This is a genomic window from Klebsiella sp. 141198 (assembly GCF_050600785.1).
Lineage (GTDB): Bacteria > Pseudomonadota > Gammaproteobacteria > Enterobacterales > Enterobacteriaceae > Klebsiella > Klebsiella aerogenes.
On the sequence record NZ_JAQIRM010000001.1, the window covers coordinates 895,404 to 918,346 of the forward strand.

The 22,943-nt window shown below is 57.0% G+C and carries 17 protein-coding genes and 1 pseudogene; 8 read left to right on the forward strand and 10 right to left on the reverse strand.

Going from position 1 to position 22,943, the window contains the following annotated elements; all coding sequences use genetic code 11:
- Positions 1–10 precede the first annotated feature (10 nt).
- On the reverse strand, positions 11–3,058 hold the full coding sequence (gene fdnG, locus PGR10_RS04345) for a formate dehydrogenase-N subunit alpha (protein ID WP_430923023.1): 3,048 nt from the start codon (positions 3,056–3,058) through the stop codon (positions 11–13).
- A 224-nt stretch (positions 3,059–3,282) separates the two neighbouring features.
- On the opposite strand from fdnG, the gene yddG reads away from it, so the two are divergent.
- Positions 3,283–4,161, forward strand: coding sequence for an aromatic amino acid DMT transporter YddG (yddG, locus tag PGR10_RS04350; protein WP_113373304.1), 879 nt, complete (start codon positions 3,283–3,285; stop codon positions 4,159–4,161).
- Here the strand turns inward: yddG and PGR10_RS04355 are convergent.
- The 7 genes and pseudogenes from PGR10_RS04355 to PGR10_RS04385 form a co-directional block, all read right to left on the reverse strand.
- The gene (locus PGR10_RS04355) at positions 4,158–4,931 is read right to left on the reverse strand and encodes a 1,6-dihydroxycyclohexa-2,4-diene-1-carboxylate dehydrogenase (RefSeq protein WP_271032596.1); all 774 of its coding nucleotides are present in this window, start codon (positions 4,929–4,931) and stop codon (positions 4,158–4,160) included. The two genes, yddG and PGR10_RS04355, sit on opposite strands and share 4 nt — an antisense overlap.
- A 9-nt stretch (positions 4,932–4,940) precedes the next feature.
- Positions 4,941–5,957, reverse strand: a complete 1,017-nt coding sequence (gene benC / locus PGR10_RS04360) for a benzoate 1,2-dioxygenase electron transfer component BenC (protein WP_113373302.1) — start codon at positions 5,955–5,957, stop codon at positions 4,941–4,943.
- 9 nt (positions 5,958–5,966) lie between these two features.
- Positions 5,967–6,452, reverse strand: coding sequence for a benzoate 1,2-dioxygenase small subunit (gene benB / locus PGR10_RS04365; RefSeq protein ID WP_087859573.1), 486 nt, complete (start codon positions 6,450–6,452; stop codon positions 5,967–5,969).
- Positions 6,452–7,834 (reverse strand): Rieske 2Fe-2S domain-containing protein, encoded by a 1,383-nt coding sequence (locus PGR10_RS04370; RefSeq protein WP_430923024.1) that lies wholly within the window; start codon positions 7,832–7,834, stop codon positions 6,452–6,454. Before PGR10_RS04370 ends, benB begins: the two co-directional genes overlap by 1 nt.
- A gap of 111 nt (positions 7,835–7,945) precedes the next feature.
- Positions 7,946–8,872 (reverse strand): catechol 1,2-dioxygenase, encoded by a 927-nt coding sequence (gene catA / locus PGR10_RS04375; protein ID WP_430923025.1) that lies wholly within the window; start codon positions 8,870–8,872, stop codon positions 7,946–7,948.
- Between the two features lie 69 nt (positions 8,873–8,941).
- Positions 8,942–9,232 carry a muconolactone Delta-isomerase gene (catC, locus tag PGR10_RS04380; RefSeq protein ID WP_015366454.1) on the reverse strand — a complete coding sequence of 97 codons (291 nt, stop codon included), beginning with the start codon at positions 9,230–9,232 and terminating at the stop codon, positions 8,942–8,944.
- A gap of 12 nt (positions 9,233–9,244) precedes the next feature.
- Positions 9,245–10,407, reverse strand: a pseudogene (locus PGR10_RS04385) (muconate cycloisomerase family protein).
- Between the two features lie 170 nt (positions 10,408–10,577).
- Here PGR10_RS04385 and PGR10_RS04390 point away from each other — a divergent pair.
- Positions 10,578–11,414, forward strand: a complete 837-nt coding sequence (locus tag PGR10_RS04390) for an IclR family transcriptional regulator domain-containing protein (RefSeq protein WP_271032587.1) — start codon at positions 10,578–10,580, stop codon at positions 11,412–11,414.
- Positions 11,415–11,416: 2 nt separating this feature from the next.
- On the opposite strand, the gene PGR10_RS04395 is transcribed toward PGR10_RS04390, so the two are convergent.
- Complete coding sequence (locus PGR10_RS04395) at positions 11,417–12,907, reverse strand: MFS transporter (RefSeq protein WP_047067687.1); 1,491 nt, start codon at positions 12,905–12,907, stop codon at positions 11,417–11,419.
- Positions 12,908–13,028: 121 nt separating this feature from the next.
- Between PGR10_RS04395 and PGR10_RS04400 the strand changes: the two genes are divergently transcribed.
- From PGR10_RS04400 to narI, 6 genes are all read left to right on the forward strand, one after another.
- Positions 13,029–13,610: a TetR family transcriptional regulator gene (locus PGR10_RS04400; protein WP_087859567.1), complete on the forward strand. Its 582-nt coding sequence runs from the start codon at positions 13,029–13,031 to the stop codon at positions 13,608–13,610.
- Between the two features lie 180 nt (positions 13,611–13,790).
- Positions 13,791–15,179: a NarK family nitrate/nitrite MFS transporter gene (locus PGR10_RS04405; RefSeq protein WP_430923026.1), complete on the forward strand. Its 1,389-nt coding sequence runs from the start codon at positions 13,791–13,793 to the stop codon at positions 15,177–15,179.
- Between the two features lie 55 nt (positions 15,180–15,234).
- Positions 15,235–18,975 carry a nitrate reductase subunit alpha gene (locus PGR10_RS04410; protein ID WP_430923027.1) on the forward strand — a complete coding sequence of 1,247 codons (3,741 nt, stop codon included), beginning with the start codon at positions 15,235–15,237 and terminating at the stop codon, positions 18,973–18,975.
- The gene (narH, locus tag PGR10_RS04415; protein ID WP_047080849.1) at positions 18,972–20,516 is read left to right on the forward strand and encodes a nitrate reductase subunit beta; all 1,545 of its coding nucleotides are present in this window, start codon (positions 18,972–18,974) and stop codon (positions 20,514–20,516) included. Before PGR10_RS04410 ends, narH begins: the two co-directional genes overlap by 4 nt.
- The gene (gene narW, locus PGR10_RS04420) at positions 20,516–21,235 is read left to right on the forward strand and encodes a nitrate reductase molybdenum cofactor assembly chaperone (protein ID WP_430923028.1); all 720 of its coding nucleotides are present in this window, start codon (positions 20,516–20,518) and stop codon (positions 21,233–21,235) included. The genes narH and narW overlap by 1 nt, the downstream gene beginning before the upstream one ends.
- A complete protein-coding gene (gene narI / locus PGR10_RS04425) occupies positions 21,232–21,912 on the forward strand; it encodes a respiratory nitrate reductase subunit gamma (RefSeq protein ID WP_015366445.1) in 681 nt (226 codons plus the stop codon). The genes narW and narI overlap by 4 nt, the downstream gene beginning before the upstream one ends.
- A 162-nt stretch (positions 21,913–22,074) precedes the next feature.
- Here the strand turns inward: narI and nhoA are convergent, their stop codons facing one another.
- Positions 22,075–22,920, reverse strand: a complete 846-nt coding sequence (gene nhoA / locus PGR10_RS04430) for an N-hydroxyarylamine O-acetyltransferase (RefSeq protein ID WP_213316148.1) — start codon at positions 22,918–22,920, stop codon at positions 22,075–22,077.
- Between the last annotated feature and the right edge of the window lie 23 nt (positions 22,921–22,943).

Below are 22,943 nucleotides of genomic sequence, written 5' to 3' on the forward strand. Positions count from 1 at the left end.
TAATCGCTCCTTACGCTTTCTCGATGTTGACCAGAAACGCCTTATACTCCGGCGTTTGCGAGTTGGAATCGCCGACATTAGGCGTCAGGGTGTTGGCGATATAGCCTTTACGGGCCACGCCTTCAAAGCCCCAGTGCAGCGGGATACCGACGGTTTCTACCTGCTGGCCGTTGACGTTCAGCGTGCGCAGTCGACGGGTCACTACGGCAACCGCACGAATAAAGCCGCGCTTGCTGCTGACTTTCACCCAGTCACCATTAGCGATACCTTTGCTTTTCGCCAGCCCTTCGCTGATTTCGACAAACTGTTCCGGCTGCGCAATCGCATTGAGCAGCGCGTGCTTGGTCCAGGTATGGAAGTGTTCGGTCAGACGATAGGTAGTACCGACATACGGGAACTTATCCTTCTTACCTAAGCGAATGGCGTCATCTTCGTATAAACGCACCACCGGGCTGGAGACCACATTGGGGTGCAGCGGGTTGGTGCCAAGCGGCGTTTCCATCGGCTCGTAGTGTTCCGGGAACGGCCCTTCCGCCAGTTTATCGAGCGCAAACAGGCGCCCAAGCCCCTCTTGCTGCATAATAAACGGCCCGGTGTTACTCCCCGGCGGCGCGGTATTGAAGTCCGGAATATCATTACCGACCCACTTACTGCCGTTCCACTGGATCAGCATCCGCTTCGCATCCCACGGCCTGCCGTTAATGTCAGCTGATGCGCGGTTATACAACACGCGGCGATTGAGCGGCCAGGCCCAGGCCCATCCCAGCGTATTGCCAAGTCCCGAAGGATCGGCGTTATCGCGATTCGCCATCTGGTTACCCTGCTCGGTCCAGCAGCCGGTGTAGATCCAGCAGGACGATGCGGTGCTGCCGTCATCGCGCAGCAGCGCGAAGCTATTCAGCAACTCTCCTTTTTTCGCCAGCAGCACCCCATTACCATCGTAGAGATCCGCCAGCGCATAGCCGTTGTTCTCTTTTGCTACTTCTTCCGATTCCGGATGATCTGGCTGCTTATAGCTCCAGCTCATTTTCAGCAGCGGTTCCGCGCCCTTACCGCCTTCGCGACGGTACAGCTCACGTAGACGGTGATAGATCCCGGCAAGAATTTCGCCATCGTTGCGCGCTTCGCCCGGCGCGTCCTGGCCTTTCCAGTGCCACTGCAGCCAGCGCCCGGAGTTGGCGATCGAGCCATCCTCTTCGGCAAAGCAGGTCGACGGCAGACGGAAGACTTCGGTCTGAATCGCCGACGGGTCGACATCATTAGACTCGCCGTGGTTCTGCCAGAAGGTGGAGGTTTCGGTCACCAGAGGGTCGATAACCACCATATATTTCAGCTTACTGAGGCTACGCACCACTTTGTTTTTGTCCGGGAAGGACGCTACCGGATTGAAGCCCTGGCAGATATAGCCGGTAACGTTGCCGTTATCCATCATATTGAAGTACTTGATAACGTCGTAAGCCTGATCCCATTTCGGCAACCAGTTGAAGCCCCAGTCGTTCTCTTTCTGCGCCGCATCGCCGTAGAACGATTTCATCAGGCTGACGAAGAATTTCGGGTAGTTGCTCCAGTAGTTCACCTGGTCGGCCAGCGTCGCTTTCGGCGTGTTGGCGCTAAGATAACTTTGCAGATCGCTCTGTTTATCGGACGGCAGCGTCAAATAACCCGGCAGGCTGGTCGACAACAGGCCCAAATCGGTCAGCCCCTGAATATTGGAGTGTCCGCGCAGCGCGTTGACGCCGCCGCCTGCCATACCCATATTGCCGAGCAGCAGCTGGATCATCGCCATGGTGCGGATGTTCTGCGCGCCGACGGTGTGCTGCGTCCAGCCCAGCGCATACAGGAAGGTGGTGGTGCGATCCGCGACGCTGGTTGAAGCCAGTACCTCGCACACTTTGAGGAAGTCTTCTTTCGGCGTACCGCAGATATTTTCGACCACTTCCGGGGTGTAGCGGGAAACGTGCTGCTTGAGCAGATTCCACACGCAGCGCGGATGGGAGAGCGTTTCATCGCGTTTCGCGTAGCCATTTTCATCGAACTGGTAGTTCCAGGACGATTTATCATACTGGCGCTTTTCCGCATCGTAGCCGCTGAACAGGCCATCTTCGAAGGTAAAATCATCCCGTACCAGCAGGCTGGCATTGGTGTAATGCTTTACGTACTCGGCATTGATCTTATTATTTTCGATCAGGTAGCGCAGCACGCCCGACAGGAACGTAATGTCGGTACCGGAACGAATCGGCGCATAGATATCGGCCACCGACGCGGTACGCGTAAAGCGTGGGTCGACAACGATAAGCGTGGCATCGTTATTGTTCTTCGCTTCCATCGCCCAGCGGAATCCCACCGGATGCGCTTCCGCGGCGTTGCCGCCCATCACCATTACGACGTTAGCGTTTTTGATATCAACCCAGTGGTTGGTCATCGCACCGCGACCAAATGTTGGAGCAAGACTTGCTACCGTTGGTCCGTGTCAGACGCGCGCCTGGTTGTCTACCGCCAGCATGCCGAGCGAGCGCACAAATTTTTGCGTCAGCATGCCGGTCTCATTACTCGCCGCCGAGGCGCACAGCATCCCGGTGGAAAGCCAGCGGTTAACCGTCACGCCCTGCTCGTTCTTTTCAATAAAGTTGGCGTCGCGGTCGGCTTTCATCAGTTTGGCGATGCGGTTAAAAGCTTCATCCCAGGAGATGCGCTGCCATTTATCCGAGCCCGGAGCGCGGTATTGCGGATAACGCAGGCGATTTTCGCTGTGGACGTAGTCCAGCAGACCGGCGCCTTTCGGGCACAGCGCGCCGCGGCTTACCGGATGATCCGGATCCCCTTCGATATGATAAATCGCTTCTTTGGCGTTTTTCGCGCCGTCGCCCAGGCTATACATTAATAGCCCGCAGCCCACGGAGCAGTAAGTGCAGGTGTTGCGGATCTCTTTTGCGCGCAGCAATTTGAAATTGCGTGCCTGAGCCAGCGCCATTTTTGGGGCGAAGCCCAGTGCGGCAGCTGTTGTTCCGGCCATACCGCCTGCGCAGATTTTAAAAAACTTTCTGCGGCTGACGTCCATTGATTCCTCCATGCAGGATGTGTGTTCATCGCGCGGAGGAAACTAACAGCAATGTCCCTTTTTTTATTGCGTCAAATCAAGGTCGCCAACGCTCGCCCCCTAAAGAGTCAGCGCTAGCGAGTTTGACTAACCCCAAAGAGTTATGCGAAGCGGAAAAGATCGACCGCCGGGAGCGAAAAGATGTTATAAATTCTGGCTGCGTGTGAGTCACTATCAGGTTAAACATGGAAAAAAAGAGAGCGACGTCAATCGGCTTCGCCGCCATTATATTATGGAGCACGATGGTCGGTTTGATCCGCGGCGTCAGCGAAGGGCTAGGCGCTGTCGGCGGCGCGGCGATGATTTATAGCCTCAGCGGCCTGCTGCTCATTTTCACCGTCGGCTTTCCCAACCTGCGCCAAATCCCGCGCCGCTATCTGTTGGCCGGCAGCGTGCTGTTTGTCAGCTACGAGATCTGCCTCGCCCTGTCGCTGGGTTTCGCCGCCACCCGCCAGCAGGCCATTGAAGTGGGGATGGTCAATTACCTGTGGCCCAGCCTGACTATTTTATTCGCCATTCTTTTTAACGGTCAGAAAAGCAGCTGGCTGGTGATCCCCGGCTTACTACTGGCGCTGTTCGGCGTGAGCTGGGTGCTCGGCGGCGAGCACGGACTCAACCTCAGTGAAATTATCAATAACGTCATTTCGAGCCCGCTGAGCTACTTTCTGGCATTTATCGGCGCATTTATCTGGGCAGCCTACTGCACGGTGACCGCGAAGTATGCCAAAGGCAAAAATGGCATTACCCTCTTCGTCTTATTAACGGCGCTGACCCTGTGGCTGAAGTTTTTGGCCAGCACGCAGCCGCCGATGCAGTTTAGCTGGCCGGTAGTCATTAAGCTGATTACGGTCTCCGTGGCGCTGGGGCTGGCCTACGCGGCGTGGAACGTTGGCATCCTGCACGGCAACGTCAGCCTGCTGGCGGCGGCCTCGTACTTCACGCCGGTACTCTCCTCCGCACTGGCGGCAGTACTGCTCAGCGCCGCGCTCTCATGGTCCTTCTGGCAGGGAGCCGGGATGGTGTGTCTCGGCTCCCTGCTCTGCTGGTATGCCACCCGCCGCTAGCCGAGATCGCCGCCCGCCACCGGTATCGTTACGCCGGTGATATAGCTGGCCTCATCGCTGGCGAGAAACAGGATCGCATTCGCCTGTTCCGCCAGCGTGCCGTAACGATGCATCAGGCTGCTCTCCACCGTCTGATCGACAACCTGCTGATACCACGCCTTTTCCTGCTCGCTCGGCTGCTCATCGTTGCGCGGCGTTAGGCGCGGCGGCGCCTCCGTGCCGCCCGGCGCGACGGCGTTAATCCGAATGCCGCTGCCGCTGTACTCCATAGCAATCGACCGGGTCAGCGCGTTAACGCCGCCTTTCGCCGCCGAGTATGGCACCCGGTTCACCCCTGCCGTCGCCACCGACGAGATATTGACGATGCTGCCTTTCCCCTGCTTCAGCATCCAGGGGAGCGCCGCGCGGCAGCCCCACAAGGTAGGGAACAGCGAGCGGCGGATCTCTTTCTCAATTTGTTCTGGCTGATACTCGGCGAAAGGTCGCGCCCAGATGGTGCCGCCGACGTTGTTGATGAGCACGTCGAGCCGGCCGAAATGCGCGACCCCGGCGGCAAACGCCTGTTCGGTACTCTGCCACTGCTCCAGGTCAGCCTCCAGCGCCAGTACCTGGCTTCCGGCCTGGGCTAAAACGGCAGCCAGTTCGTGCACGTAAGGCGAGCGGTCAATCAGCAACAGGGCGGCGCCTTCAGTTGCCGCCTGTTCCGCGGTCTGGCGACCAATGCCCTGCGCCGCGCCGGTAATAGCGACGACTTTATCGGTAAAACGCATCATGCCTCCTTATGCCGCCGCGCTCTGGCTGGCGATAAATTTCTCATACCAGAACCCTGCCGGGGAAATTCCTCTTTCGCGCAGCGCCGTGGCGACCGCATTCACCATCGGCGGCGGTCCGCAAAGATAGATGTCGACGTCGCCGTTATTCAGCATGGCATCGTCAAGATGTTCAGTCACAAAGCCGCGCTGCGGGCAGGAACTGCTTTCATCCGCCACCACCGGCAGCCAGCGATATCCCGTCAGTTGCTGGTTAAACGCATCCAGCGCGTCGGTTTTCACCAGATCGTCGTCACGGGTCACCCCGTACAGTAATGTCACCGAACGCGGGCTACCCTGTGTCTGCAGGGTGTGTAACATGGACAGCAGCGGCGCCAGCCCGGTGCCGCCCGCCAGCATGAGCAGCGGGCGTTCGCCGCTGCGTAAATAGAAGCTGCCCATGGGGCCGCTGAGAGTCAGACGATCTCCGGGCTGCGCCTGCTGGGTTAACCACTGGCTCATCATGCCGCCAGGCACGTTACGAATCAGAAAACGCCCTTCGAGAGAACCCGGTAGCGAGCTGAATGAGTAGGCGCGCACATGAGGCGTGCCCGGTACCTGAATGTTGATGTACTGCCCCGGTAGAAAAGCCAGCGGCTCATCCAGCGCGACCACCAGTTCGATGGCGGTATCGGACAGTAAATTCACCTGTCGCACCTGCGCCCCGGTGTTGGTCAACGCGGTTTTACACTGCGCGGCGGCCACCGGCACATCGATCACACAATCGCTGGTCGGTACCATCTGGCAGGTCAGCACCTGGCGAGCCTGCGCTTCGTCATCGCTTAACGCCTCGTCGAGATAATCTTCACCCAGATCGTATTCACCGCTGGCGCAGTGGCATTTGCAGGTGCCGCAAACGCCGTCCGAACAGTCCATCGGCAGGTTTACCTTCTGGCGATAGGCCGCATCCAGTACTTTCTCCCCAGCATTGCATTGAATAAAGCGGGTAATGCCGTCCTCAAAATTAAGAGCAATATTAAAAGTCATAAGCGCCTCTTAAATGTGGTACACGTCGATAACCTGACGGATATAGTCGTTATTCAGGCGTACCGTTTTACGAACGATCTGCGGCCTGCCGTCCTGCTCAATTAGCGTGCAGCAGGTAGAGCCAAAATAGGCATCCGTGTGTTGATAGCGATGGCTCCACGTAACCCAGTTGTAGCGCACCGCAAGCCCCTCATCGCTCTCGCCCATCAGCTCGACATTGCTGATAATGTGCGTGGTACGCGGCTCCGGCGTGCTGGCGCCGGAACGTTCGGTTTTAATGCGGTAGACACGATCCTCCAGTCCTTCCCGGTTGGGGTAGTAGATAAGGGAAATCTCTTTTTGCGGGTCGCGCGTCAGCTGGTCATCGTCGCCCCATGCCGGCATCCAGTAGACCACCTGCGGGCTGTAACAGCTCAGCCACTCATCCCACTGACGGTCATCTAACAGACGGGCTTCGTAATAGAGAAACTGGCGAACTTGTTCGATATTCAACATCAGGCCACCTCCACGCGCTGGGTAATGGACTGGTCGTAACGCTGCTGTTCCTGTTCCAGCGCCGCCAGCATGACCGTTTGCCAGTGGTGGTGATGAGCGATATACAGCGCTTCATCTTCCGATTTCACCCCGCTTAGCCGCGGCGAAAAGCCCGCGTGCATGGCGTGTTCATCCGGGCCGTCGACCCAACGTAGCGCGCCGCGGCTGAGGTCGCTCCATGGCAGATTTTCGCCAAGATAGCCGCGCTGACAGGCGCTGAACTCTTCCAGATCGTCCGGCGTCCCCATTCCGCTGACGTTAAAGAAATCCTCGTACTGGCGGATGCGTAACGCCCGCGCCTGGTCGGATTCCCCTTTCGGCGCAAAACACCAGATAGTGACTTCGGTTTTATCGACCGCAATCGGGCGGATCACGCGGATCTGGGTAGAGAACTGATCCATCAGGTAGACGTTGGGATAAAGGCACAGGTTGCGGGTTTCGTTAACCATCTGGTCGGCGCGCAGTTCACCGAACTCCGCCTGCAGACGCTCGCGGTGGGCATAGACCGGGCGCACTTCCGGGTTCAGCGCCCGGGTCCACAGCAACATGTGACCATTGTCAAAACCGTAGCCGCCGCCGACGCTCTTTGACCAACCGTTGGCATCAACCGCATGCGTCCCTTCCGCTTCATAGTTGCGGCGTGACATGGTAGAGGCGTAGTTCCAGTGCACCACGCTGACATGATAACCATCGGCGCCGTTCTCCGCGCCCAGCTTCCAGTTGCCTTCGTAAACATAGCTCGACGAGCCCTTCAGCACTTCCAGCCCTTCCGGCGCCTGATCGACGATCAGATCGATGATTTTGCGGGTTTCGCCGAGATACTCCTCCAGCGGCTGCACGTCCGCATTGAGGCTACCGAATAAGAAGCCGCGGTAAGACTGAAAACGCGGCAGTTTTTGCAAATCGTGAGACCCTTCATGTTTGAAGGTATCGGGATAGGCGCCGGTGTTCTCATCTTTGGCTTTTAATAATTTACCGTTATTGCTGAAGGTCCAGCCGTGGAACGGACAGGTGAACGAATTTTTATTCCCGGTTTTGCGTCGGCATAACATGGCGCCGCGGTGGGCACAGCTATTAATTAATGCATGTAATTCATTCTTTTTATCGCGAGTAATAATAACCGGCTGCCGTCCCAGCGTCAGGGTATAATAGTCTCCCGGTTCGGCAATTTGACTTTCATGGGCAAGAAAAACCCAATTACCTTCGAAGATATGTTTCATTTCAAAATCAAATAACTGCTGATCGGTAAATATAGAACGGTGGCAACGGTAAATATGATTTTCACGGTCGACAATTAACGCGTTGTTAATTTTGTCTTTAAGCGCTGATAGCGTTTTTTGCATGAGTTAACTCCTCCTGCAGGATTCAGGATTAAAGATATTTGGCGAATGTGGTGACTATCGGGTGCAGAGCGCAGCCCGGGCCAGCAGCGTAGCCGGGGCCGCTAAAGCAGATTACTCTTTGGCGCGCAGACGGGCGCCGCGGTGCTCTTCGTCGGGGCTCAGCGCTTTACAGAGGGTGAAATCAAAGCGCACTTCGGTGTGTTCTCCGTCCAGTTCACGCTGTGCAATCGTCTGGCGGTCGCTCACTTTCACCGGGTCGGCAATCAGACCATCGCGGGTGGCAAAGGCAAAATCATCCCACAGGTATTTGTCGCCGCTGAGGTTGATCTGGCTGGTCAGATGTTTATGGCCCGGCGCGGAGACGAAGAAGTGAATATGCGCAGGACGGTTGCCGTGGCGACCCAGTTGGTCCAGCAGTTTCTGCGTCGGTCCATCCGGCGGACAACCGTAGCCTGACGGCATGATGCTGCGTACGCTGTAACGGCCATCGGCACCGGTGCGGATACGACGACGCAGGTTGTAATCGCTCTGACTCTGATCGAAGAACGAATAATTACCCAGAGTATTGGCATGCCAGATATCAACGATGGCATTAGCGATCGGCTGGCCCTGGCTATCTTTAACCTGGCCGTGCAGCCACATCACTTCGCCGGCATCGGTGCCATCATCCATGCGGGCATGGCTGTCGGCCAGCGGCGCATTGGCTACATACAGAGGCCCTTCGATGGTGCGCGGGGTGCCGGTTTCACGATGCGCTGCCGCGTCGATAGCGTCCTGACGCAGGTCGAGGAAATGCTCAAGGCCTAGCCCTGCCGCCAGCAGCGCCGCTTCCTGGCGCCCACCCAGCTCGTGCAAATAGTTTACCGCGTGCCAGAACTCTTCTTCTGTGACGTTATAGTCATCGATCAGCGTGCAGATATTTTCCAGCAAACGGTGGACAATGGCTTTAAAGCGTTCGTTGCCGCCAGGAACATTTAACCCCGCGCCTTCACGTAATAATTTCTGCACGGCTTCTTGTTGTACGAAAGCATTACTCATAATTATTCTCTCTTATCGTTGTAGGATATTTGCCGGGTGACCCCGGCATGAGGTCATGGGTTATTATTATTAGCTATCGTCTTCACGAATAGACGAGGGATGACGGCACAGCGCCTCTACGCGAATATCCATAAATGGATATAACGGCAATCCCATTAAAATTTGATGCAACTCTTCGGCATCTTTTACATCGAAAATGCTGACATTGGCGTAAAGACCGGCGACGCGCCAGATATGTCGCCATTTGCCTTCACGTTGTAATTGTTGCGAATAAGCTTTTTCGCGTTGTTTAATTTCATCCGCCTCGGCGGCGGGAAAACCGATCGGAATATTAACGGTCATATCAACTTTAAATAGCATTATTTTCTCCTGTTATGCTTTACGGGAATAGAAGCGCAGCTTGTCTTCATCCAGCTCCACACCTAGCCCTGGCGTTTGCGGCAACACCACCTGACCGTCGGCAAAGGTCAGCGGTACGCTGACGATATCGTCTTTGAGTAGCAGCGGGCCGAACATCTCGGTTCCCCACTGCAGCGACAATGTCGACCAGGCGTGCAGAGAAGCGACGGTCCCCACGGTCCCTTCCAGCATCGTGCCGCCATACAGGCCAATCCCCGCCGCCTGCGCGACGCGGGCCAGCGCCAGCACGCTATTCGGCCCGCCCGCCTTGGCGATTTTCAGCGCGTAAGCGCCGGTAAAGCCCTGCTGCGCCAGTTGGTAACCATCGTAAGCGGTCGCGACCGCTTCATCCGCCAGAATCGCGGTCTCGATTTGCTGGCTCAGGCGCACCAGTGCGGCATTATCCTGCGCGCTCACCGGCTGTTCGATGAGATCGACCCCCATCGCCGCCAGCTCGCGACAACCTTTCGCACCGGTTGCGGCATCCCAGGCCTGGTTAACGTCAACGCGAATGCTGGCGCGATCGCCTAAGGCTTCGACAATGGCGCGGGTATGGCGGAGGTCGGTGGCTAATTCCCGTGCGCCAATCTTCAGCTTGAATGCCTGATGACGGCGCTCGGCTAACAGCTTTTCCCCTTCGGCAATATCTTTTACGGTATCGCCGCTGGCTAACGTCCACAGCACCGGCAACGACGTTTGCAACGCGCCGCCGAGCAGCGCCGAAACCGGTAGCCCTAAAGCTTTGCCCTGGGCGTCCAGCAGCGCGGTTTCAATGGCAGACTTTGCAAAGGTATTGCCTTTAATGGCGCTATTCATCCGCGCCGTAAGCGCATTCAGGTTATCCGCCGGCTGCCCTTTCAGCAGCGGCGTTAGATAGTGGGTCAAGGCCGATGAGATAGCCTCCGGGCTCTCGACGCCGTAGCTCAGTCCGCCGATGGTCGTCGCTTCACCGATACCGCATACGCCATCGGAACGGGTAATGCGCACGATGACCAGCGTCTGGCAGCCCATGGTGGTCATCGATAATTTATGTGGCCGGATAGTCGGTACATCCACTAACCAGCTCTCAATGCGTTCTACGGTCGCAGTCATTTTTTGTTCCTGAAAGATGCATAACTTTTTGTACCCACATCCATAACGGGGATGTCTGTGCTTTGACAATAGGGTCCAGCCTGGCGGATGGTCAACGGCGATAATCGAAATGTTGTGCGATTATCGGTACGCTTGTTAAATTGCGGTTAATAATGTGATCGAGGTGGTAAAACAGGCACAATTCGGCGCGCCCTGGTTTGCGCGCGGTATAGTGATGCCCCGTGAGCTTTTAGTTGCAACGGAGAAAGATGCAATGAGCGACAATACCCACACTACGCTGAGCGCCAGGCAGGCCGAGCACGACCCCAATTTTATGCTGTCTCTCGCCCGCGGGCTGGAAGTGCTCAATGCTTTTACTCCGCAGCGCCAGCGGCTGACCATTTCGCAGTTAAGTCAAAAAACGCAAATTTCCCGCGCGGCGGTGCGCCGCTGCCTGTATACCCTGGCGGCGCTGGGGATGGTGCACAGCCCGGACGGCCGCAGCTATGAACTGCTGCCGCGCGTGCTGGCAGTGGGCCATGCCTATCTGGCGGGAACCCCGCTGGCGAAGGTGGCGCAGACGGCGCTGGACAATCTTGGTAAGACGTTAGGTGAAAGCTGCTCCGCCGCCACCCTTGATGGCGACAACGTGCTGTATATCGCCCGCGCGGCGGTCAATAACTTACTGAGCGTCGATCTGGGGCGCGGCAGCCGCCTCCCGGCATGGACGACTTCAATGGGACGGGTATTGCTGAGCGCGCTGCCAGAAGAACAACTTGAAGTGACACTGTCACGAGCACATCTTATGCGCTATACCCCGTATACCCTGTGCGACCCCACGGCATTGCGCGTGGAAATCGCCAAAGTTCGCATGCAGGGCTATGCGCTGGCGGACCGACAAATTGAAGTTGGATTATGCTCGCTCGCGGTACCGCTGCTGTCGCGCAGCGGCCAAGTGGTGGCAGCGCTAAACGTTGGCGTTCCCGCCTCTTCGATGAGCGCCGCGGCGCTGAAGGAGAAAGCCCTGGCGCCGCTGCGTCGCGCGGCGATGGAGCTTTCTCTTCAGCTATGACATTACCGTGGCGCCGGCGTATTGGCCAGCCCGCGCCAGATCCCCAGCGCCAGTAACAACAGCAGAACGCCAGCCGTTGCCAGAGAAATGCTGTGAGCGCTGATGAATGCGGTTTTCGCCGCCGCGATTAGTGAATCCGCCGGTATCGCAGGTAGGGATTGCGCGACCTTCATCGCCTCGCCGATGGACGATGAGGCCTGTACCGCTGCTTCACCGCCAATCCCGGCAGGCAGTTCAATCGCCGAACTGTAGCTGCGGGTCAGGATCAGGCCGAACAGCGCAATACCGAGCCCCGCGCCCAGTTCATAGGCCATGGTCTCAATGGCGCCTGCCGCCGAAGCCTTTTCTTTCGGCGCCGCCGCCATGATCGCCGACGTTGACGCCAGTAGCGCGCTGGCGGCGCTAAAGCCCAGCAGCGTCATTAACCCCCACGCCTGCCACTGTTGCGTGCTGAAGTCGGTCATCGACAGTCCTAAAAAGCTTAAAGCGCTCAGTAACATACCGCCGGTCGCCACCTGCCGCAGCCCCAGCTTCGACACCAGCATTCCGGCAATCGGCCCGCTAAAGCCGCTGGCGACCATCACCGGTAGCATAAACAGCCCGGCCTCAAACGGCGTTTTCTGATGCACGAACTGCAGCTCCTGCGCCATCAGCAATTCAAAACCGACCAGCGTAATGAGCGCGGTCATCGCCATCATCACCCCGCTCAAAATAATGCGGTGGGTGAAGAGACGCATATCCACCATCGGCGTGGGCATCGACAGCTGCTTGCGGACAAACCAGGTCAGCATAGCCGCGCCGCCGATGGCCACCAGCGCAATCAACCACAGCGCCAGTTGCCCCTTTAACGCTGACTTAGCGCTAAATACCAGCATCAGAATGGCCGCAATCAGGATCAGCGCCTGCGGCAGATTCAGCGGCTGCTCGCGGCGTGCGGGCTGACGGGGCACGACCTTAGCGTTGATGGCGATGACCAGCAGCACGATTGGCACATTGATCAGGAAAACAGATCCCCAATAGAAGTGTTCCAGCAGCATGCCGCCCACCAGCGGGCCAAATGCCGCGCCGCCTGAGCCCACGGCGGCCCATAATCCCAGCGCCATGTTACGTTGGCTGGCTTCGGCGAAAGTGCCGCGGATCCCGGCAAGCGTCGCCGGCACGATCATCGCCGCGCCAACCGCCAGCAGCGCCCGGGAGATAATCAGCGTTATCGCCGACGGCGACAGCGCGGCGCACAGCGAAGCGATGCCGAAAATGGCGCTACCGAGCAGCAGCAAGCGCTTAAAGCCGATTTTATCGCCTAATGCGCCCATCGGCAGCACCATACCGGCCATCACCAACGAATAGATATCAATGATCCACAGTAGCTCATTGCCGCTGGTGCCAAGCGCGACGCTGAGCGTCGGGGCGGCCACATGCAGCACCGTTGCGTCAATTGCTACCGGGATATAAACCAGCAAAATCGCCATCAGCGTTAACCATTGCCGAGACATACTACTTTTCCTCAATTTTCGAAATTGGACACGCGTCCAGGATTGCGATCCTGCCGGATTGTTGAACGTCTGTCCAACTTTTTGTTACCATCGCCCTATCACCTTTTTGTCACGGGTCGCTATGCACTACTTAAATCGGGAAGCGCGTCGGGAAGTTATCATGCAGGCCGCCATGCGGGTGGCGCTAAACGGCGGATTCAGCGCCATGACCGTGCGCCAGATAGCCAGCGAGGCCGGCGTCGCCGCAGGTCAGTTACATCATCATTTTGCCTCGACCGGCGAGCTAAAAGCGCAGGCCTTTGTCCGCTTGATCCGCGAAATGCTCGATATCCAATTGTTGACCGATGACGCCTCCTGGAGCGAACGCCTGTTTTCATTACTCGGCAGCGAAGATGGCCGTCTAGAGCCCTATATCCGCTTGTGGCGGGAAGCGCAGATTTTGTCCGATAGCGATGAGGAAATTAAGGCCGCGTATCTGCTTACCATGAGCATGTGGCATGACGAAACGGTAACGGCGATTAATCGCGGCGCCGACGCCGGTGAATTTAAGCCGCAGGATACAGCAGAAAATATCGCCTGGCGTCTGATTGCCCTGGTTTGCGGGCTGGATGGCATTTACGCGCTGGGGATGCAAGCGATTGACGATGCAGCGTTTACTCGTTATTTAACACATTACATAGCGCTAGAGCTGCCTCAAGCTTAGGTTACATTTAGTAACAATTGACCACCCTTCATTGCCGGTGTGAATTCTTTCACGTCTCGAATCTTATCTATTCTCAAACAATACAATTATTAAAAACAGCTGAGCCTTAATTCCAGCCTGCACAGCTTCAGCTGTTTTTTTATTTATCCTTTTGATCTCGTACGCTTTAGTGAGGGTGTTATGTCGATAGAAGGTGATAAAAAGAATCATTATCTTTTAAAGGATTGGCGACCAGAAAATGACGACTTCTGGGAAAATAAAGGAAAAGCCATTGCACGCAGGAACTTATGGATTTCCGTATTTTGTCTGTTACTCGCCTTCTGCGTCTGGATGTTATTTAGCGCGGTTGCGGTCAATCTCAATAAAGTGGGTTTTAATTTCACTACCGACCAGCTTTTTTTATTAACGGCGCTACCTTCGCTTTCTGGCGCAATATTACGCGTACCCTACTCCTTTATGGTACCTATAATGGGTGGGCGCTACTGGACGGTTATTAGCACGGTTATTCTGGTGATTCCTTGTTTATGGCTGGGGTTGGCAGTACAAAATCCAACTACCCCGTACTGGGTATTTATCGCTATTTCGTTACTTTGCGGTTTTGCCGGCGCCAACTTCGCCTCCAGTATGGGCAATATCAGCTTCTTCTTCCCCAAAGCCAAACAAGGCAGCGCGTTAGGGATTAACGGCGGGCTCGGCAATCTCGGGGTCAGCGTGATGCAACTGGTCTCCCCCATTTTTATCTTTCTGCCGATTTTTACCTTTCTGGGCGTGCGCGGCGTTGAGCAACCGGGCGGCGCCATGCTGTGGCTCGGCAACTCACCGCTGCTTTGGGTGCCGCTACTGGTCATCGCCACCGTTTTCGCGTGGTTCGGCATGAACGATATTGCCAGTTCTAAAGCCTCGATTCGCGATCAGCTACCGGTGTTGAAGCGCCCGCATATGTGGCTGCTAAGTCTGCTGTATCTGGCCACCTTCGGCTCGTTTATTGGCTTCTCCGCCGGCTTCGCGATGCTGGCGAAAACCCAGTTTCCGGATGTCGATATCCTGAAACTGGCCTTCTTTGGCCCGTTTATCGGCGCGCTGGCGCGCTCCTTCGGCGGCATCATTTCCGACCGTCTGGGCGGCGTGCGGGTGACGCTGGTCAACTTCGTTCTGATGGCGGTCTTTACCGGCCTGCTTTTCCTCACCCTGCCGGGATCCGGTTCCGGCAGCTTCCTCGCTTTCTACGTGGTGTTTATGGGCCTGTTCCTAACCGCCGGTCTCGGTAGCGGATCCACCTTCCAGATGATCGCCGTGATCTTCCGCCAGCTCACCATCGACAGTGTGAAAAAGCGCGGCGGCAGCGACGAACAGGCCCAGCACGAAGCGGTGACCGATACCGCCGCCGCGCTCGGTTTTATCGCCGCTATCGGCGCCATCGGCGGCTTCTTTATCCCAAAAGCCTTCGGTACCTCTCTGGCCATGACCGGCTCGCCGGTAGGCGCGATGAAAGTCTTTTTTGTCTTCTATGTGGTTTGCGTGCTGGTGACCTGGCTGGTCTACGGCCGCCGTAAACCAGCACAACCATAACGACCTATTTACCGGATGGCACGATGCCGGACATTAGCGGAGCAGGAGAAATGTCATGAGTAAATTACTGGATCGCTTTCGCTACTTTAAGCAGAAACGCGAAACCTTCGCCAACGGCCACGGTCAGGTCTACGACAATAACCGTGACTGGGAAGATAGCTACCGGCAACGCTGGCAATTCGACAAAATTGTCCGCTCCACGCATGGGGTGAACTGTACTGGCTCCTGCAGCTGGAAAATTTATGTCAAAAACGGCCTGGTCACCTGGGAAACCCAGCAGACCGATTATCCGCGCACCCGGCCGGACCTGCCAAACCATGAACCGCGCGGCTGCCCGCGCGGCGCCAGTTACTCCTGGTATCTCTACAGCGCCAACCGCCTTAAGTACCCGCTGGCGCGTAAACGGCTAATTGAGCTGTGGCGCGAAGCCCTGGCGCAGCATCCCGACCCGGTACTGGCCTGGGATAGCATCATGCAAGACCCGCTGAAAACCCGCAGCTACAAAGAAATTCGCGGTAAAGGCGGCTTTGTTCGCTCCAGTTGGAAAGAGTTAAATCAACTGATCGCCGCGGCCAACGTCTGGACCATTAAAAACTACGGTCCGGATCGCGTCGCGGGTTTTTCGCCGATCCCGGCGATGTCGATGGTTTCCTACGCCGCGGGTACCCGCTATTTATCGTTGATCGGCGGTACCTGCCTGAGCTTCTATGACTGGTACTGCGATTTACCGCCCGCTTCGCCGATGACCTGGGGTGAACAGACCGACGTGCCGGAATCCGCCGACTGGTACAACTCCAGCTACATTATTGCCTGGGGTTCAAACGTCCCGCAGACCCGAACCCCGGACGCCCACTTCTTCACCGAAGTGCGCTACAAGGGCACCAAAACCATCGCCATTACTCCGGATTATTCGGAAGTCGCCAAGCTCTGCGACCAGTGGCTGGCGCCGAAGCAAGGTACCGACAGCGCGCTGGCGATGGCGATGGGCCACGTGATCCTCAAAACTTTCCACCTCGATAATCCGAGCGATTACTTTCTCAACTACTGCCGTACCTATACCGATATGCCGATGCTGGTGATGCTCGACCGTCGAGATGACGGCAGCTATGCGCCGGGCCGTATGCTACGCGCCGCCGACCTGCTTGACGGATTGGGAGAAAGTAATAACCCGGAATGGAAAACCGTCGCCTTTAACGCTGACGGCGAACTGGTCGCGCCGAACGGCTCCATCGGCTTTCGTTGGGGCGAAAAAGGCAAATGGAATCTCGAACAACGGGCTAACGGCCGGGACGTCGAATTAAAACTATCGCTGTTGGATATGCACGATAGCGTGGTGTCGGTCGGCTTCCCCTATTTCGGCGGCAACGAAAACCCGCATTTCCGCAGCGTGAAGCAGGAGCCGATAACGCTTCATCAACTGCCTGCTAAACAACTGCCGCTAGCCAGTGGAGAAAACGCTCTGGTAGTGAGCGTGTATGACCTGGTGCTGGCTAACTACGGTCTGGATCGCGGCCTTGACGATGCCAACACCGCGCGTGACTTCGCGGATGTCAAAGCCTATACCCCGGCATGGGCTGAGCAGATCACCGGCGTACCGCGTCAACATATCGAACAAATCGCCCGCGAGTTCGCCGATACGGCGCATAAAACCCATGGCCGTTCGATGATTATCCTCGGCGCCGGTGTGAACCACTGGTACCACATGGATATGAACTACCGCGGGATGATCAACATGCTGGTATTCTGCGGCTGCGTCGGCCAGAGCGGCGGCGGCTGGTCGCACTATGTCGGCCAGGAGAAACTGCGCCCGCAGACCGGCTGGCTGCCGCTGGCGTTCGCGCTGGACTGGACTCGTCCGCCGCGGCAGATGAACAGTACCTCCTATTTCTACAACCATGCCAGCCAGTGGCGCTACGAAAAACTAACCGCTCAGGAGCTGCTGTCGCCGCTGGCCGACACCAGCAAATTCAGCGGCCATATGATTGACTTCAACGTTCGCGCCGAACGCATGGGATGGCTGCCCTCCGCGCCGCAGCTTAACGTTAACCCGCTGAGCATCAAGCAGCAGGCCGACGCCGCCGGGCTATCCCCGGCCGATTTCACCGTCCAGTCGTTAAAAACAGGCGATATTCGCTTTGCCGCCGAGCAGCCGGATAGCGGCAACAACCACCCGCGCAACCTGTTTATCTGGCGTTCGAACCTGTTGGGATCGTCCGGTAAGGGCCATGAGTACATGCTCAAGTATCTGCTCGGTACCGATAACGGTATTCAGGGCGAGGAGTTTGGCTCCTCCTCTGACGTGAAGCCGGAGGAAGTCGAGTGGCAGACCGCGGCGATTGAGGGCAAGCTCGATCTGCTGGTGACCCTCGATTTCCGTATGTCCAGTACCTGCCTGTTCTCCGATATCGTCTTGCCGACCGCCACCTGGTATGAAAAAGACGATATGAACACCTCGGATATGCACCCGTTTATCCACCCGCTTTCCGCCGCCGTCGACCCGGCCTGGGAGGCGAAAAGCGATTGGGAAATCTATAAGGACATTGCAAAAAGTTTCTCTGAAGTGTGCGTCGGCCACCTTGATAAAGAGACCGATGTGGTACTGGTGCCGCTGCAGCATGACTCTCCGGCTGAGCTGTCACAGCCGTTCGATGTCCTCGACTGGCGCAAGGGCGAATGCGATCTCATTCCAGGCAAAACCGCGCCGTCAATTGCGCTGGTTGAACGTGACTACCCTGCCACCTGGGAACGCTTCACCTCGCTGGGGCCATTACTCGATAAGCTCGGCAACGGCGGTAAAGGCATTTCGTGGAATACGCAAAGCGAGGTCGACTTCCTCGGCAAACTTAACTATGTCAAGCCCGACGGTCCGGCTAAAGGTCGTCCGCGTATCGACAGCGCTATCGACGCCAGTGAAGTCATCTTAAGTCTGGCGCCGGAAACCAACGGCCAGGTGGCGGTGAAAGCCTGGCAAGCGCTGGGAGAATTTACCGGCCGCGACCACACCCATCTGGCGCTGAATAAAGAGGATGAGAAAATCCGCTTCCGCGATATTCAGGCGCAGCCGCGCAAGATCATCTCCAGCCCAACGTGGTCCGGCCTGGAAAGCGAACATGTCTCTTATAATGCCGGTTATACCAACGTTCACGAACTGATCCCGTGGCGCACCCTCTCCGGACGGCAACAGCTGTATCAGGATCATCCCTGGATGCGCGCCTTCGGCGAAAGTCTGGTGGCCTATCGCCCACCGATCGATACGCGCAGCGTCAGCCAGATGAAAGAAGTGCCGCCAAACGGCTTCCCGGAAAAAGCGCTCAACTTCCTGACCCCGCATCAGAAATGGGGTATCCACTCTACCTATAGCGAAAACCTGCTGATGCTGACGTTGTCGCGCGGCGGGCCTATCGTCTGGCTAAGCGAAACCGACGCAAAAGAACTGGGGATTGAAGATAACGACTGGATTGAAGCCTTCAACGCCAACGGCGCCCTCACCGCGCGTGCGGTGGTAAGCCAGCGCGTGCCGCCGGGCATGACCATGATGTATCACGCCCAGGAACGCATTATGAATATCCCAGGTTCGGAAGTGACCGGTCGTCGCGGCGGTATCCACAACTCCGTCACCCGCGTCTGTCCAAAACCCACGCATATGATTGGCGGCTACGCCCAACTGGCTTACGGCTTTAACTACTACGGCACCGTCGGTTCCAACCGCGACGAGTTCATTATGATCCGCAAAATGAAAAACATTGACTGGCTGGATGGCGAAGGTCGCGACCAGGTACAGGAGGCGAAGAAATGAAAATACGTTCACAAGTCGGAATGGTGCTGAATCTGGATAAATGCATCGGCTGCCATACCTGCTCCGTCACCTGTAAAAACGTGTGGAGCAGCCGCGAAGGGATGGAATATGCGTGGTTCAACAACGTGGAAACCAAGCCTGGTATCGGTTACCCCAAAAACTGGGAAGATCAGGACGAGTGGCAAGGCGGCTGGATCCGCGGTATCAGCGGCAAGCTCACTCCGCGTCTGGGCAACCGCGTCAGCGTGTTGTCGAAGATTTTCGCCAACCCGGTACTGCCGCAGATTGACGATTATTACGAACCCTTTACCTACGATTATCAGCACCTGCACAACGCGCCGGAGGGCAAATACTTGCCTACCGCCCGCCCGCGTTCGCTGATTAGCGGCGAACGGATGGATAAGATCACCTGGGGGCCAAACTGGGAGGAGTTACTCGGCGGCGAGTTTGAAAAACGCGCCAAAGACCGTAACTTCGAAGCGATGCAAAAGGAGATGTACGGCCAGTTTGAAAACACCTTCATGATGTATCTGCCGCGTCTTTGCGAACATTGCCTCAATCCGAGCTGCGTGGCGACCTGCCCAAGCGGCGCCATCTACAAGCGCGAAGAAGACGGTATCGTGCTGATCGACCAGGATAAATGCCGCGGCTGGCGGATGTGCATCAGCGGTTGTCCGTACAAAAAAATCTACTTTAACTGGAAGAGCGGCAAATCGGAAAAATGCATCTTCTGCTATCCGCGCATTGAGTCCGGGCAACCGACGGTGTGCTCCGAAACCTGCGTCGGCCGTATCCGCTATCTCGGCGTGCTGCTGTACGATGCGGACCGCATTGAAGAAGCGGCCAGCACCGAGCATGAAACCGACCTCTACGAGCGCCAGTGCGATGTGTTCCTTAATCCGAACGATCCGGCGGTCATCGAAGAGGCCTTGAAACAGGGTATTCCGCATAACGTGATTGAAGCGGCGCAGAAATCACCGGTGTATAAACTGGCGATGGACTGGAAGCTGGCGCTACCTCTGCACCCGGAATATCGCACCTTACCGATGGTCTGGTACGTGCCGCCGCTGTCGCCGATTCAGTCAGTCGCGGACGCCGGCGGCCTGCCGAGCAACGGCAACATTCTGCCGGCGGTAGAAAGCCTGCGTATACCGGTACAGTATCTGGCGAACCTGCTGAGCGCCGGCGATACCGGCCCGGTCCTGCGCGCGTTAAAACGCATGATGGCGATGCGCCATTACAAACGCTCGCAAACCGTCGAAGGCGTGACCGATACCCGTGCGATTGAAGAAGTGGGTCTTAGCGTCGAGCAGGTGGAAGAGATGTATCGCTACCTGGCGATCGCCAATTATGAAGACCGCTTCGTGATCCCCACCAGCCACCGCGAACTGGCGGAAGACGCCTTCCCTGAACGCAACGGCTGCGGCTTTACTTTTGGCGATGGTTGCCATGGTTCTGATACTAAATTCAATCTGTTCAACAGTCGGCGCATCGACGCGATTGATGTAGGAGACGTACGTCGACATGGGGAGGGCGAGTAATGCGGATCCTCAAAGTCATTGCTCTGTTGCTGGAGTATCCCGACGACGCGCTGTGGGATAACCGCGAGGAGGCGCTGTGGGATAACCGCGAGGAGGCGCTGGCGCTGGTCAGCGCCGATGCGCCCGCCCTGACGCCGTTTGTTAGGCGATTACTGGCGGCGCCGCTGCTCGACCGTCAGGCCGAATGGTGTGAGGTGTTTGAGCGTGGTCGCGCCACCTCGCTGCTTCTGTTTGAACACGTACACGCCGAATCGCGCGACCGCGGCCAGGCGATGGTCGATCTGATGAACCAGTATGAACAGGCGGGCCTGCAGATCGATTGTCGCGAACTACCAGACCACCTGCCTTTATATCTTGAATATCTCAGCACTCTCCCATTGGCCGATGCCCGTGAAGGACTGCAGAACGTCGCGCCTATTCTGGCGTTGCTTGGTGGACGCTTAAAGCAGCGCGAATGCGATTACTATCAACTCTTTGACACCCTTCTTGCGCTGGCGGATAGCCCACTTAATAGTGACAGTGTCACCAGGCAGGTAGCGAGTGAGAAGCGTGACGACACCCGCCAGGCGCTGGATGCGGTGTGGGAAGAGGAACAGGTGAAGTTTATTGAAGATAATGCAACCGCTTGCGATAGCTCGCCAATGCAAGCTTATCAACGACGCTTTAGCCAGGATGTGGCGCCGCAGTACGTCGACATCCGCGCCGGAGGCCCGAAATGATACAGTACTTAAACGTCTTCTTTTACGATATCTACCCTTACCTCTGCGGTACCGTGTTCCTGGTGGGCAGTTGGCTGCGCTACGATTACGGGCAGTATACCTGGCGCGCGTCATCCAGCCAGATGCTCGATAAACGGGGCATGGTGCTGTGGTCGAACTTATTCCATATCGGCATCCTCGGCATCTTCTTCGGCCACTTCTTCGGGATGCTAACGCCGCACTGGGTCTATTCATGGTTCCTGCCGATGTCGCAGAAACAGGTGATGGCGATGGTGCTGGGCGGCGTCTGCGGCGTGCTGACCCTGGTCGGCGGCATTGGCCTGCTGGCGCGCCGTCTGACCAACCCGCGTATTCGCGCCACCTCCACCACCGCGGATATCCTGATCCTGTGCATTCTGCTGATTCAGTGCGCGCTGGGGCTAACGACTATACCGTTCTCAGCCCAGCATCCGGACGGCAGCGAAATGCTCAAACTGGTGGATTGGGCGCAAGCGGTGGTCACCTTCCACGGCGGCGCATCAGCGCATCTGGACGGCGTCGCGTGGGTGTATCGCGTCCATCTGGTGTTGGGGATGACTATCTTCCTTATCTTCCCGTTCACTCGACTTGTTCACGTCTGGAGCGCACCGATAGAGTATTTCACCCGCCGCTACCAGGTGGTGCGCTCCCGGCGCTGAGAGTTGGCGGCAGACATGCCCGTTTACCGGTAGCCCGGACGAGGCGCCTGCGCCGACTCCGGGTCATATTTATCGGACCTGGCTCCAGCCTGTATGCCGGATGGCGGCTACGCCTTATCCGGCCTACGACGACAATGCGCTTTCCTCGTCCCGTTATAAACGTTATTTCCCGGCTTCAGGATGGGTATCGAATGCCGCCATTACCGCTGCCAGCGCGGCTTCGCTGAACCCGTGTTTTGGGTCGTCTACACCTAATCCGAAGCGGGTTTGCAGCGCTTCATACAGCGCCGACACGTCCGCAAGATCCACCTTCTCCACCACGTGGTTCTTGTCCCAGTGGGTAAAATGGAAATTGGTCAGCGTCATTTTTCCGCCGTCCGGCAGATGACGACACATCAGCAGATGGTGACGAAAATGGGACTGCGGCCAGTGCGCCGACCAGAAGTTGCCCATCACATAATCAGAAGCATACTGCCGCCCCAGATCAAAATGGTACATCGATTGCCAGTGTTCATGATGATTGAACTGCAGTGTCCACTCATCGCCTTCATGCACCAGTCGATATACACCATGCGGTGTATGCTGCGGAATATCGGCCAGTAGCTTAATCGGCGCGGTCAGCGTCTGGCCGCCGAAGCCGACGTCGGCAATCCAGCGTTCGCCTTCGACCTCTACCAGCAGCAAGCGATGGGTACGCGGCGGCATTTGCGGCGGATTAGCCAACACCACGCGCCCCAGCAGGCTGCGAACCGAAAAACCGATCTCGCTTAACGCCCGCTGCAAAAGCCCGTTCTGTTCAAAGCAGTAGCCGCCGCGGCGGGCGGTGATTAACTTCTCTTCCAGCGCGCGATCGTCAAGATGGATTTCACGCGGCAACAATACATCCAGGTTCTCAAACGGGATCGCGCTATTGTGATGGCTATGCAATTCCCGCAGGGTGTCTATGGAAACATCGGGGGTTCCCGTCCAGGCCAGACGAGTAAAATACGCGCTTAAAAATGGGGTCATCAACGCCTCCAGTTTTTGGTGTC